The organism is Faecalibacterium intestinale (genome assembly GCF_040096575.1).
Lineage (GTDB): Bacteria > Bacillota > Clostridia > Oscillospirales > Ruminococcaceae > Faecalibacterium > Faecalibacterium intestinale.
In genome coordinates, this window is record NZ_JBBMEN010000001.1 from 367,401 (window position 1) to 380,592 (window position 13,192).

Annotated in this window: 11 protein-coding genes and 1 rRNA gene; 3 read left to right on the forward strand and 9 right to left on the reverse strand. The window is 57.2% G+C overall.

Translation table 11 applies throughout. The features are described 5' to 3' along the window. The first annotated feature begins 4 nt into the window (after window positions 1-4). On the forward strand, window positions 5-985 hold the full coding sequence (locus WMO20_RS01705) for an ATP-binding protein (RefSeq protein WP_349185636.1): 981 nt from the start codon (window positions 5-7) through the stop codon (window positions 983-985). A gap of 156 nt (window positions 986-1,141) precedes the next feature. Here WMO20_RS01705 and WMO20_RS01710 read toward each other — a convergent pair whose 3' ends face one another. From WMO20_RS01710 to WMO20_RS01720, 3 genes are all read right to left on the reverse strand, one after another. Next, a complete protein-coding gene (locus WMO20_RS01710) occupies window positions 1,142-1,930 on the reverse strand; it encodes an MBL fold metallo-hydrolase (RefSeq protein WP_349185637.1) in 789 nt (262 codons plus the stop codon). Between the two features lie 75 nt (window positions 1,931-2,005). Beyond that, a complete protein-coding gene (gene murA / locus WMO20_RS01715; RefSeq protein ID WP_349185638.1) occupies window positions 2,006-3,292 on the reverse strand; it encodes a UDP-N-acetylglucosamine 1-carboxyvinyltransferase in 1,287 nt (428 codons plus the stop codon). Between the two features lie 281 nt (window positions 3,293-3,573). Next, window positions 3,574-5,592, reverse strand: a complete 2,019-nt coding sequence (locus WMO20_RS01720) for a fructose-1,6-bisphosphatase (protein WP_349185639.1) — start codon at window positions 5,590-5,592, stop codon at window positions 3,574-3,576. A 133-nt stretch (window positions 5,593-5,725) separates the two neighbouring features. On the opposite strand from WMO20_RS01720, the gene WMO20_RS01725 reads away from it, so the two are divergent. Together WMO20_RS01725 and WMO20_RS01730 are read left to right on the forward strand one after the other, a co-directional pair. Continuing rightward, window positions 5,726-6,640: a radical SAM protein gene (locus tag WMO20_RS01725; protein WP_349185640.1), complete on the forward strand. Its 915-nt coding sequence runs from the start codon at window positions 5,726-5,728 to the stop codon at window positions 6,638-6,640. Window positions 6,641-6,803: 163 nt separating this feature from the next. Then, window positions 6,804-7,892 (forward strand): sugar kinase, encoded by a 1,089-nt coding sequence (locus WMO20_RS01730; protein ID WP_349185641.1) that lies wholly within the window; start codon window positions 6,804-6,806, stop codon window positions 7,890-7,892. Between the two features lie 121 nt (window positions 7,893-8,013). On the opposite strand, the gene WMO20_RS01735 is transcribed toward WMO20_RS01730, so the two are convergent. From WMO20_RS01735 to rrf, 6 genes are all read right to left on the reverse strand, one after another. Next, on the reverse strand, window positions 8,014-8,811 hold the full coding sequence (locus tag WMO20_RS01735) for an ABC transporter ATP-binding protein (protein ID WP_112090158.1): 798 nt from the start codon (window positions 8,809-8,811) through the stop codon (window positions 8,014-8,016). Continuing rightward, a complete protein-coding gene (locus WMO20_RS01740; protein WP_005925544.1) occupies window positions 8,804-9,745 on the reverse strand; it encodes an ABC transporter permease in 942 nt (313 codons plus the stop codon). The genes WMO20_RS01735 and WMO20_RS01740 overlap by 8 nt, the downstream gene beginning before the upstream one ends. Window positions 9,746-9,861: 116 nt before the next feature. Next, window positions 9,862-10,890 (reverse strand): ABC transporter substrate-binding protein, encoded by a 1,029-nt coding sequence (locus WMO20_RS01745; protein WP_349185642.1) that lies wholly within the window; start codon window positions 10,888-10,890, stop codon window positions 9,862-9,864. A gap of 186 nt (window positions 10,891-11,076) precedes the next feature. Then, the gene (locus WMO20_RS01750; protein ID WP_349185643.1) at window positions 11,077-11,802 is read right to left on the reverse strand and encodes a YkgJ family cysteine cluster protein; all 726 of its coding nucleotides are present in this window, start codon (window positions 11,800-11,802) and stop codon (window positions 11,077-11,079) included. Between the two features lie 84 nt (window positions 11,803-11,886). Continuing rightward, window positions 11,887-12,759 (reverse strand): D-alanyl-D-alanine carboxypeptidase family protein, encoded by an 873-nt coding sequence (locus WMO20_RS01755; protein WP_349185644.1) that lies wholly within the window; start codon window positions 12,757-12,759, stop codon window positions 11,887-11,889. Between the two features lie 149 nt (window positions 12,760-12,908). Next, window positions 12,909-13,025, reverse strand: a 5S ribosomal RNA gene (gene rrf / locus WMO20_RS01760). Between the last annotated feature and the right edge of the window lie 167 nt (window positions 13,026-13,192).

Below are 13,192 nucleotides of genomic sequence, written 5' to 3' on the forward strand. Positions count from 1 at the left end.
CTTTATGCGTACCAAAAACGAATTGTATCAGCAGGCATTGCGCACCGTGGCCATGCGGCGGCAGACCGCCCGCGCCTTGGCACAGGATGCACAAGCCGAAGCCGAAGCCGCCATTCCCGGGCTGCGCCACGCCGAGGAGGAAGTGCGGGTACGGGGCATCCGCTGCGCCATTGCCGGAGCTTCCGGCAAGGACCGTACCGAGACTGCTGCTGCCCTTGCGGCGGCAAAGCAGAAGCTGACCGCCCTGCTGGCCGGGAGCGGACGACCTGCGGATGCGCTGGAGCCAAAGTTCACCTGCAAGCGGTGCGAGGACACCGGCGCGGTGAACGGCCGCACCTGCGACTGTGTGCGCCGGGTGATGCAGCAGCTGCGCCGGAAGGAGATCGAGGAACTGTCCAGCCTGTCTGTCTCCAGCTTTGACACCATGCAGCTGGACTACTACCCCAACACGGTGGACAAGGCGCTGGGCGAGAGCGTGCGCAGCTACATGGCCGAGGTTCTGGCTGACCTGCGGGATTACGCCGCGGACTTCTCCCCCGCTACCCGCGAAAGCCTGCTGCTGGTGGGTAACGCAGGGCTGGGCAAGACCCATGCCGCCCTTGCCATTGCCGGGGAGGTGCTGCGGCAGAACTACGATGTGATCTATGTCTCCTGCCCGGACTTTTTCGGCAAGCTGGAAGCGCTGCATTTCGGCACAGACCCCAGCGGTGAGGAAGAGACTTTGTTCCAGACTGCCTGCAACGCTGACCTGCTGATTTTGGACGATCTGGGCACCGAGTTCAGTTCCAGCTTCTTCCTGACGAATCTGTACAGTCTGCTGAATAACCGCTTGGGCGCAAAGCTGCCCACCATCGTCACAACCAATATCACGGACGGCACACTGCTGGAAAAGCTGTATACGGAAAAGATCTCCAGCCGCCTTGCAGCCTTTGTACAGATCCAGTTTTTGGGCAGTGATATCCGGGTGCAAAAAGCCGCAGAATAAGTCGTTTCATTTCTGCCGGAGTTGCACATTTTTTGAGAGAAGCAATTGCAAAATAAGTGCGGATCACCGCGCAAAGAAAAAGCCATCTGCCACAGCATGACCGGGGTTTGAAACCCTTTGAATCAGCTGTGGCAGATGGCTTTATTGTTTGACAAATCAGAACGTCAATGCAGGGCTTACCTCGTTGCGGCGCTGTGCCTGCACGATGCAGTCTTTTTCCGGCACGACACCGGCTGCACCCAAGGTGGTGAACACGGTCTGCAGGGCAAGGCTGGGCGTATTATTCTCCTGCGAGAGATGGCACAGAGCGAACTTTTTGCAGCCGCTCTGGATCAGCTCCAAAAGCTTTGCGGAGCACTCGTCGTTGGAAAGGTGTCCCCGCACGCTCTCGATGCGGGCGCGCAGATAGTAGGGGTAGGGCCCGCTGCGCAGCATATGCAGGTCGTAGTTGCTTTCCAGCGCCACAAGGTCGCAGCCGGAAAGCGCTTCGTGCACCGGCGGGGTCAGGGTGCCAAGGTCGGTGGCGATGGTCATGGTCTTATCGTCCGGGGTGTGGATGCGGTAGCCCACGCAGGGCACGTCGTGGCTGGTGGGGAAAGACTGCACCCCGAAGCAGCCGATGTCCTCTTCCCTGCCCTCCAGCGCGTTCAGCGCACAGTTGGCGGGCACGATATCGTTGGCATCCAGAAAATCCAGCGTAGCCGCTGCGCCGTACACCGGCAGCGGGTTCTTTTTCAGGAAGGTGGAAAGCCCCTTGACGTGGTCGCTGTGCTTGTGGGTGACAAGGATGCCTGCGCAATCGCTGATGGCAAGCCCCAGCGATTTGAGCGCTGCTGTGGTAGTGCGCACCCCCTTGCCCATATCCACGATAAGGTACTGTGCGCCGCAGCGCACCACGCTGCTGTTGCCGGAGGAGCCGGAATACAATGAAATGAACTCTGCCATGAAAACCTCTTATGTTACCACCCAAAAACAGCCCGCCGCACAGAACTTACGGCAGGCTGTTTGTTTTTGTATGTGTTACAGAGCCTGTTCCAGTGCAGCGGGCATCCGCTCCACCTTGCTGATATCAGCGCCCAGACCGCGCAGCTTTTCCACGATATTCTCGTAGCCGCGCTCGATATGACCGATCTCCTCGATCTCGCTGGTGCCGTCGGCCATCAGAGCAGCCACCACCATAGCAGCACCGGCACGCAGGTCGGAGGCGCGCAGCGGTGCGGGGCTGAGCTTTTCCACGCCCTCAAATACGGCCACCTGACCGTCCGCCTGCACGCTGGCACCCATCTTGCGCAGCTCGTCCACATAGCGGAAGCGGTTGTCCCACACGCTCTCGGTGATGGTGCTGGTGCCCTTGGCCACGCTCAGCAGCACACCCATCAGGGGCTGCATATCGGTGGGGAAGCCAGGGTGCGGCATGGTGTTGATCTTCAGCGGCAGAATATCGCCGGTGCGGGATACCCGCACTGCATCGTCAAATTCTTCCACAGTAATCCCAGCGCGGCGCAGCTTGGCTGTGATGGGTTCCAAGTGCTTTGGGGTGACGTTCTTAATGAGCACATCGCCGCCGGTGGCAGCAGCAGCTACCATATAGCTGCCGGCTTCGATCTGATCCGGGATGATGCTGTAGGTGCAGCCGTGCATCTTTTCCACGCCGCGCACCTTGATGACGTCCGTACCGGCACCGCGCACGTCTGCGCCGCACATATTCAAAAAGTTTGCCAGATCCACCACATGGGGCTCCTTGGCGCAGTTTTCCAGAATGGTCTGACCCTTGGCCATGACCGCAGAGAGCATACCGTTCATGGTAGCGCCCACGCTGACCTTATCAAAGAAGATATGGGCACCGGTCAGCTCCTGCTTGGTGCGCACGGTGATCATGCCGTAATCCACGCTGTCCTCTGCGCCCAGTGCGCTGAACACCTTCAGGTGCTGGTCGATGGGGCGGGGGCCCAGATTGCAGCCGCCGGGCATGGCAACCTGTGCCTTGCCGAAGCGGGAAAGCAGTGCGCCAAGGAAGTAGTAGCTGGCGCGCATCTGACGGGACAGGTCGTCCGGCACATTGGTGGTGACCAGATGCCGCGTATCGATCTCGTAGGTGTTGCGGTTGAGCATCTTCACCTGTGCACCCAAGGTGCTCAGGATCTTGAGGCTGACCGACACATCGCTGATGTCAGGCAGATTTTCGATCACGCAGACATCCGCTGCCAGAATGGTAGCAGGCAGAATACCCACAGCCGCATTTTTTGCGCCGGAAATGGTCACTTCTCCGTGCAGGGGCTTACCGCCGGTAATAACAAATTTCTCCACTTTTATGATCTCCTTGTCAAAGGCCTGTGCCACAGGCCTGTTAAGGCTACTGAAAGCATTCCATCTTGTTACTTATACCGCCGGGGTGTACAGATTCACCAACACCGGGGCAGATTTATAACTATCCTATTATACACTACTTCCACAAAAAAGCAAAGCCCGATTTGTATCTGTTTCATTATTTTCTGTTTTGCCCAGATTACACGCGGATATTCCAAAAATTTATTGAATTTTTCATCAATTTTGACGAATGCCGACCCAAATTTTACCCTTTGGCGATATCACCAAACGTGATCCTCGCACCGTGCCTCCGGGATCCAGCCCAGCTGATAGGCCGTTACCAACTGCTTCAGGTCATGCACGCGCTCCCGCAGCACCTCGCCCTCGTCCGTATCTTCCACGAGGATGCGATGATTTTCGGTTTCCAGAATGTTCTTCTGGGACAGGATGTCCAAATTCTCCCGCACCGCCTTTTCGGCGCTTTCAAAGGGCTGATGGGTGCGCAGGGACATGGTGCGGCTGGAATACACCAGCGTGTACCCGGCAATACCGGTCTTTTCGTGGTAGGCGCGGCAGAACCCGCCGTCAATGACCACCAGCCGTCCCCCGCCCTTGATGGGGCTCTCGCCGTTTTTCTCCTGCACCGGCACATGGCCGTTGACGATATGGCTCGTGCCCGGCAGGCCGAACTCTGCCAGAATGCGGCGGCAGGCGGCTTCATCGTTGTACCAGCTATAATAGGGATCCTTGACCTCCGTATGGGTGGCGGGGTCGGCGATATACAGCCGCTCAAAGGTGGTCATGGCGCTGCGTCCAAACAGCGGCGAAAGCTTGCCGCACCACAGATACCACAGAAAATCCTGTCCGCTCTGGCGGGCGGCGCTGCCCTCTGCCCCATAGTAGCCCCGGCGGGCGCGGGCGTCGCAGTAATCCATCAGGGCACGGCCGGAGTAGCGGCGCCCCTCGAAGTGCTCCACCGCAAAACCGCCCTTCGTGTTCATGGGCACAGCGCCGTGGTAGAGCAGATTGCCGTTTTCAATGTGGTACACGCTGCCCTTGGCATACAAAAATTCAATATGCTGTTGTAATTTCTCGCTCTGCCGGAAGGACTGCACCAGTTTTTGCAGTACCAGCTGCTCGTCCGGGTTCAGCTTTGCGGGGTCTGCCGGGTCTACCGTGGGGAAGGCGGTGTCCCGCAGGGGGTAGCTCTTCTCCCCTACCTGCACGGTGTGGGCGTCCCAGTCGATGCGGCGCAGATAATCCCTCCCCTGCATCTGGAAATCCGGGTTGCGGTCGATAACCTGACATTCCAGCTTGAACATGAGGATGGAGATGGCCTTGTGCATCACGGCACAGCGGTGGAGCATTCCTTCCGTATAGGGGCCGCGGGCGGCGTCCGTGTGGGGCATCCAGATGGAAAGATCATCCTCGCCGTAGAACTGCTCCGCCATACGCTGCAAGTGCCGCAGATTGATGCCGTAGCAGTCCTCCAGCATCCCGTGGTTGTGGTAGGCCAGCGTGGTTTTAAGTACGGTGCAGATGCAGATGGGACTGCCGGCGGCAGCACCCATCCATACCACGTCATGGTTGCCCCACTGGATATCCACGTTATGGTGGCGTATCAACAGATCCAGAATGATGTCCGGGCGCGGGCCGCGGTCAAACAGGTCGCCCACGATATGCAGCTTATCCACCGCCAGATGCTTGATCAGCTCACACAGCCGCACGATAAAGCGGTCGGCGCGGCCGTTCTCAATGATGCTGCCCACGATCTGGCCGTAGTACAAGTCTTTATCGTGATCCTCAAAGTGGGCGTGGAGCAGCTCGTCCAGAATATAGCCGCAGCTGGACGGCAGACAGCCGCGTACATGGTCGCGGGTGTGCTTGGAGGACACCAGACGGCAGATATCGATCAGCTGGAGAAGGGTCTGGGTATACCACTGCTCCAGTGCATCCTCAGTGGTGCAGCGCGCCTTGAGCTGGGGCAGCTTTTCGGTGGGATAGTAGATCAGGGTGGCAAGCTCGGCACGGGCTGCTTCCGGCATAGTACCGCCCAGCACGGCATCCACCTTTTCCCGGATGACGCCGGAGGCAGAGTTCAGGATATGCACGAAGGCTTCGTTCTCGCCGTGCAGGTCGCTCATGAAATGCTCCGTACCCTTGGGCAGCTTGAGCAGCGCCTGATTGCTGATGATCTCGCTGGCGGCCGCCGCCTGCGAGGGGTAATCTCTGGCCAGCAGAGCCAGATACTTCAGATTATCGCGGATCTCATCGGTTTCGATGCGCATGGTCTCCTCCATCACAACGCATTCCTTGCCCTGCAAAGATGTTGCGTTTTTTGTATTATCGTTTCTCTGTATTTCAGTATAGCACGAATGGCACCAAAAGTGGTATACTGAATACGAAAATTTTAAGCAAAGGACTTTGGATATTATGCCGAAAACCATTTCCGTTCCCACCTGCTGCACCCTCTGCCCCCGCCGCTGCGGTGCAAACCGTGCCGCCGGGCGCACCGGCTTCTGCGGGGCAGGCGCTACGTTAAAAGCTGCCCGTGCCGCCCTGCACCACTGGGAGGAGCCCTGCATCAGCGGCACAAGGGGCAGCGGCACGGTGTTCTTTTCCGGCTGCACCCTCAAGTGCTGCTTCTGCCAGAACTACCCCATCAGCGCCGAGGGGCTGGGCAAAGAGATCACCGTGGAGCACCTGGCTGAAATCTTCTTGAATTTGCAGGCGCAGGGTGCACACAACATCAATCTGGTCACCCCGGGTCAGTGGCAGCCGTGGATCATTGCCGCGCTGGACATTGCCCGCGCCAAGGGGCTGCGGCTGCCCATCGTGTGCAACACCGGCGGCTACGAGACCGTGGAAAGCGTGCAGGCGTGGCGCGGGTACATCGACATCTGGCTGGCTGATTTAAAATATGTGTCCTCTGCCCTTTCCGCAGAGCTTTCCGCCGCGCCAGACTATTTTGCCGAGGCAAAACCCGCCATCGAAGCCATGATGGCACAGGCCGGGCATCCGTTGTTTGATGCGGACGGCATCCTGCAAAAGGGGGTCATCCTGCGGCACCTCGCGCTGCCGGGTCATGTGGAGGACAGCTTTGCCGTGCTGGACCAGATGGCTGCATGGAACGACGCCGACCCCGGGTGCTTTCTGCCCAGCGTCATGAGCCAGTACACCCCTTTCTACAAGGCCGCAGAGCATGGCATCGGGCGGCGCATCACTACCTATGAATACCGCCGGGTGGTGAACTACGCCATGGACAAGGGGCTTGTGCAGGGCTATATGCAGCAGAAGAGCAGCGCCAAGGAGGAATACACCCCAAGCTTTGACCTGACTGGGGTATGATCCTGCTGCAGGGCAGTTTTTTCGGCAACTTTACCAAATTTTATGGTTTATTTTCTCTTGTCTGCGCGTGCAAACGCTTGCATTCTGTCCGGGAACGCACTATAATGGATACAACGATGTGTTAATAGTTGCGGATTCCCGCAATGTCATCAGGAGGAGCTTTATGGAACATTTCAATCCGATCCTTGGCAGCGAACCCAATGGCCAGAAGTTCATCACCTGTGGTGAGATCATGCTGCGCCTGACCCCGCCGAACTACGAAAAGATCCGCATGGCATCGGCTTTTGAGGCCAGTTATGGCGGCAGCGAGGCCAACATTGCGCTGGCGCTGGCAAACCTTGGCGTGGACAGCACCTTTTTCAGCGTAGTACCCAACAACAGTCTGGGCAAGAGCGCTGTGCGCTGGCTGCGCTCCAATGACGTGCACTGCACCCCCATGATCCTGACCGAGCCGGACGAGACCCCTTCTAACCGTCTGGGTACTTATTATCTGGAGACCGGCTACGGTATTCGCGCTTCCAAGGTCATCTATGACCGCAAGCACAGCGCCATTACCGAGTACGATTTCTCTCAGGTGGATCTGGACGCTCTACTGGACGGCTACGACTGGCTGCACCTCAGCGGCATTACCCCGGCACTGGCACCCAACTGCCGCAGCCTGATCCTTGATATGCTGAAGGTTGCCAAGAAGAAGAGCCTGACCGTGAGCTTTGACGGCAACTTCCGCTCCACCCTGTGGACTTGGGAGGAAGCACGGGACTTCTGCACCGAGTGCCTGCCCTATGTGGACGTGCTGATGGGCATTGAGCCCTACCACCTGTGGAAGGACGAAAACGACCACAGCAAGGGCGACTGGAAGGACGGCGTGCCCCTGCAGCCCAGCTACGAGCAGCAGGACGAGATCTTCCAGCGGTTCATCGAGCGCTACCCCAACCTGAAGTGCATCGCCCGCCATGTGCGCTACGCCCACAGCGGCAGCGAGAACAGCCTGAAGGCCTTTATGTGGTACGAGGGGCACACCTTCGAGAGCAAGCTGTACACCTTTAACATTCTGGACCGCGTGGGCGGCGGCGACGCCTTTGCCAGCGGCCTGATCTACGCCATGCTGCACAACTACAAGGCCATGGATATGATCAACTTTGCAGTGGCAAGCAGCGCCATCAAGCACACCATCCACGGTGATGCCAACATCACCGATGATGTGAGCACCATCCGCAACCTGATGAACATGAACTACGATATCAAGCGGTAAGCCGCATACAGCAACAGGCTCCCTGCCATTGGCGGGGAGCCTGTTTTCTTTGTGCCCGCAAGCAGGATACAAAAAAAGGGCGTTCCACCCGTAAGCGGATGGAATGCCCTTTTGTTCTTGCTTAGTTGGACAGGATCATGCGGTCGTTGGCAAACTCGCCGCCGCTGGCGATCTGGAACTTTGCCAGCAGGTCGGAGACGTGCAGCTTCTGCTTTTCCTCCCCTGCCACGTCGTAGATGATATGACCCTCGTGCATCATGATCAGGCGGTTGCCGTACTTGATAGCATCCTTCATGTTGTGGGTGATCATCATGGTGGTCAGGTGGTTTTCCTCCACGATGCGTGCCGAAAGGGTAAGCACCTTCAGCGCCGTTTTGGGGTCCAGTGCGGCAGTGTGCTCGTCCAGCAGCAGGAGCTTGGGTTTGTTCATGGTAGCCATCAGCAGGGTCAGCGCCTGCCGCTGACCGCCGGAAAGCAGCCCCACGCGGGCGGTCAGGCGATCCTCAAGGCCCAGATCAAGGGTCTTGAGCAGCTCGCGGTACTGCTCCCGCTCAGCCTTGGTGATGCCGATGCGCAAGGTGCGGCGCTTGCCGCGCCGGGCTGCCAGCGCCAGATTTTCCTCGATCTGCATAGTGGCAGCAGTGCCGGTCATGGGGTCCTGGAACACGCGGCCAATGTAGGCGGCGCGCTGATGTTCACCCAGGCGGGTGACGTCCACACCGTCGATCAAAATTTTGCCCTCGTCCACCGGCCATACACCGGCAACGGCATTCAGCATAGTGGATTTACCCGCACCGTTGCCGCCGATCACGGTAACAAAATCACCCTCGTTCAGCTTCAGGTTCAGACCGTTCAGGGCGGTTTTCTGGTTCACCGTGCCTGCATTGAAGGTTTTGGAAACATTTTGGATCTCAAGCATTTTTTGCGTCCTCCTTTGCCTTTTTGACCGGCTTCGAGAAGTATTTGCCCTTCCAGTACGGCACAGCAAGGAACACTGCCACCACAGAGGCGCTGAGCAGCTTGAGCAGGTTTGCATCAAAGCCCAGCGTCAGCACCAGCTGAATGACGATATAGTAGATGATGGCACCGATGGAAACCGAGGCCAGCTTGAGGGCAAAGTTATGAAAGATGCGGCCAAACACGGCCTCGCCAATGATGACGGCAGCCAGACCGATGACGATAGCACCGCGTCCCATGCCGACATCTGCAAAGCCCTGATACTGGCTGAGCAGCGCACCGGACAGCGCCACCAGCGCATTGGAGACAGCCAGTCCCAGCACGATGTTGAAGTTGGTGTTGATGCCCTGTGCGCGGGACATGGCAGGGTTAGAACCGGTAGCGCGGATGCCGCAGCCCAGCTCCGTACCGAAGAACCAGTACAGCACCCCGATGACCACCGCCGTAGCAAGGATGACCATGATGATGGGGTTATGCAGGGCAAATTCCTTGACCCAGCGCAGGGAGATGAGCAGGCCGTATTTATCCACATTGATGGACTGGTTGGCCTTGCCCATGATCTTCAAGTTGATGGAATACAACGCCAGCTGGGTCAGGATACCTGCCAGAATGGCGGGAATGCCCATAAAGGTGTGCAGCAGGCCGGTGACAAGGCCAGTAGCAAGGCCGGCCAGCACAGCCACCAGCAATGCTGCCCAGACGTTCATGCCGGAAAGCAGGCACATGACGCACACCGCGCCGCCGGTGCCAAAGCTGCCGTCCACGGTCAGGTCGGCTACATCCAGAATACGGTAGGTCAGGTACACGCCAATGGCCATGATACCCCAGATAAGCCCCTGCGCACAGGCACCCGGTAAAGCGCCCGGCAGGTTTGCAAGTCTTGCAATGATCTCCAAAACAATTTCCTCCTAAACGTTACACTTTTTTATCTCCCGCTTTGATACGGGAAAGCGGAGAAGAGCAAGAATCCACTCTTCTCCGCTATTTTTATATTGTTCCGGTTTTGCTGTTATCAGGCTTCGATCTCAACATAGCCTTCCGGTGCGGTCAGGCCAAGGTCATCGCAGACAGCCTTATTGTACTTTTTGGTCACATCGGTGTACTCGATGGGCATGGTAGAGATATCGCTCTCGCCGTTCAGGATCTTGACTGCCATCTCACCGGTGGTGTAGCCCAGATCGTAGTAGCTGATGGACAGAGTAGCCACGCCGCAGCCGGAGCAGATGCCCTCCTCACCGGCGAACACAGGCTTCTTAGCCGGGCGGCAGATGCCGTCCACGATGCCGGTATTGGCGGCAACGGTGTTATCGGTGGGCACATACAGTGCGTCGTTCTCGTCCGCAGCCTTCTGGCAGACGGAGGACAGATCGTTGGAATCCGAGAAAGCGTACTGGGTAGCAGTTACGCCCTTAGCCTCCAGATACTTCTGCACTTCATCCACCTGATACTGGCTGTTGGCCTCGGCAGAGCAGTACAGCAGGCCGACCTTCTTGACCTCGGGCATCCACTCCACGATCATGTCTGCCTGCTGATCCAGCGGTGCCAGATCGGAGGTACCGGAGACGTTGCCGCCCACGGTGCCAGAGAAATTATCCAGACCCAGTGCCACGCCGTACTCGGTAACGGAGGTGCCCAGAATGGGGATGGTGTTGGTAGCAGCCTGTGCAGCCTGCAGAGCAGGGGTAGCATTTGCCATGATCAGGGCCACACCGGAGGAAACAAAGCCGTTGGTAATGGTGGCGCAGGTAGCGGAATCGCCCTGTGCATTCTGGAAGTCGAAGGTGACGTTCTCGCCAAAGGAAGCGGTCAGCGCATCCTCAAAGCCCTGCGTAGCGGCATCCAGTGCAGCGTGCTGCACCAGCTGGCAGATGCCAACGGTGAACTTCTCGCCGCTGGAAGCGGCAGCGACCGATGCAGAAGCAACCGTGGAGGATGCTGCCGCAGAAGATGCGGAGGAAGAACCGCCGCAGGCAGAAAGAGCAGCTGCTGCGCCGCAGGCAGCGGCAGCAGTCAGAAAGGAACGACGAGTGATTTTACGCATATTGATGATCTCCTCTATCTTCAGCCCTTGCAGCCAACAGGACGCCGCACTCCGGGCCGATATTGTAAGCGGATCAAATAAGGTTCGCTTTACACTCGTGAAGTATATCACAGAATCACTGGCAAAACAATCCACTTTTCCCTGAAAACGGCCTTTATTATCGATTCAAGTAAAGATATCTATCAATTATTTTGAACTATCGTTTCGTTTTTTCTGATACTCCGTCAGTTTACGCAGCTCCGTGTCCAGTGTTTGCAGGTTTGCTTCCAGCTGCGGCAGATAGTCCTGCGCATAATCGTAACCAAAATACAGTGCCTGCCAGAGCTTTGCCTGCATCCGGCGCACCAGCACCGGACTGAGTACCTCTTCTAACCGCTCCACGGTATCTTCCAGCGCCATGCAGGTCTGCGCCCAGCGCACATCAATGGCTTCCCGGGCAGGCACATCGTAGCGGGCAAGATAATCCTGCACCCTTGCTTCGATCACCTGCCCGCCGCAGCCGGTGGGCTGTAAAAAATAGTGTACCTCCCCTGCCCGGCTGATCTCCTGCGCCAGCGGATACAGCGCACATACCAGCGGCTCTGCCTCATGGATGGCGCAGTGGTTTTCGGTCAGAAAGGGGCAGTTGTTGCGGTTTTCCTTCACCGGAGCAAGCCGCAGCACCGGTAAATGGCTCACTCTGCCTATGCTGCTGCGGCAGTAGCCCCGTGCCACGATCTGCGGCGGCAGACGCAGCCGAGCAGCAATACGCCACAAATCATAGCCGGACAGCACGATATCCTCCCGCCCGCGGCAGCAGTTGCCGCAGCCCGCACAGGCAAAGCGGAACTGTGCATCCCGTTCCAGCAGCGGCATGGCATCGGTACGGGTAAAATTTATCTGTCCGCACAGGTCAATGGCTTCGTCTCGCATAGTCAAACATCCTTTTCCGTGATAGAATGCCCCTATTGTACCGCCGAAATATCCAGTTTGCAAGGCAGTCTCTATACTGTGCAGTTATTTTTTATCTGCAAGCTTTTGGTACACCTGCACTGCATCGCGGATGTTATATTGTTCCGTTCCATGGTCTCCGGGTGCGGCAAGTGTAACAAGGATGTACTCTTTTCCGTTCACGGTGGCAAGGCTGGCCAGACACAGCCCTGCGGCGGCGGTATACCCTGTTTTGCCGCCCTCGATTTGTGCCCCCTCGGGAAGCTCTGTTCCGTCCAGCTTGCCCAGCAGTGTGCTGGTCAGCGAAACGCCCTCCGGATGCTGCGCAGTCGCTGTGGTGGTGTAGTGCTCCGCAGTAAAAATGGTGCGAAAGGTCGCATTGTGCAGTGCTGCCTGCAACAGCTTTGCCATATCTGCCGCGCTGGAATAGTGCTCGGTGTCGGTCAGGCCGGTAGCGTTTGTAAAATGGGTGTTCTTCATACCAAGCTCTGCAGCCTTTTGGTTCATCAGTGCGGCAAAGTTATCCTCACTGCCGCTCACCAGCCGCGCCAGCGTCTCACAGCATTCTGCACCGGAAGGCAGCATCGCACCATAGAGCAAGTCCCGCACCGTGACCGTCTCCCCGGGCGCAAAGCCTGCCATAGATGCTTTTTCGGTCTGTAAGGCTGGAAAAATATCCTCCGGCAGTGTTACCTGTTTATCCAGATCGGGCTCCCCCTCAATGGCCAGCAGTACGGTCATCATTTTTGTCAGGGATGCCGGTGCAGTACGCTCATCAGCACGTTTCTGCGCCAGTACCTGCCCGCTTTGGGCATCCAGTAAGATCGCGTGTCGGCTGGCTGTATCCAGCAGAACATTCTGCCGCAGAAACAGTACCAGCAGCACAAGCAGCGCCGCCAGAATACATAGCCGCCGACAGCTGCGGTGGAATCGTTTCATGTTTAGTCGCATCCTTTTTGCAAAATTGTAAAGCGCTTTCATCTCTTAACACGAGACAAAAGCGCTTTTCCCTGCAACTTTGCGGCTATGTATTTTTATGTTAACGCAACAAAAAAGCCCTGAGACTTTCATCTCGGAGCTTTCTGTTAAGTCGGCGACTACCTATTTTCACAAGCCGTTTCCAGCTAACTATCTTCGGCACAAGTAAGCTTAACTTCTGTGTTCGGAATGGGAACAGGTGGAACCTTACCGTCATCGACACCGACCGATTTGACTGAATCAGTATAACACATTTCTGTGCTTCTGTCCAGTATTTCCTGAAGGACGTGCCTTCAAAACTGAATAATCACTGCTAACATTTTTTCGTTGACTTAAAAGTCTCAAGCGAATTGTGGTCAAGCCCTCGACCTATTAGTACACGCTTGCTGAATGG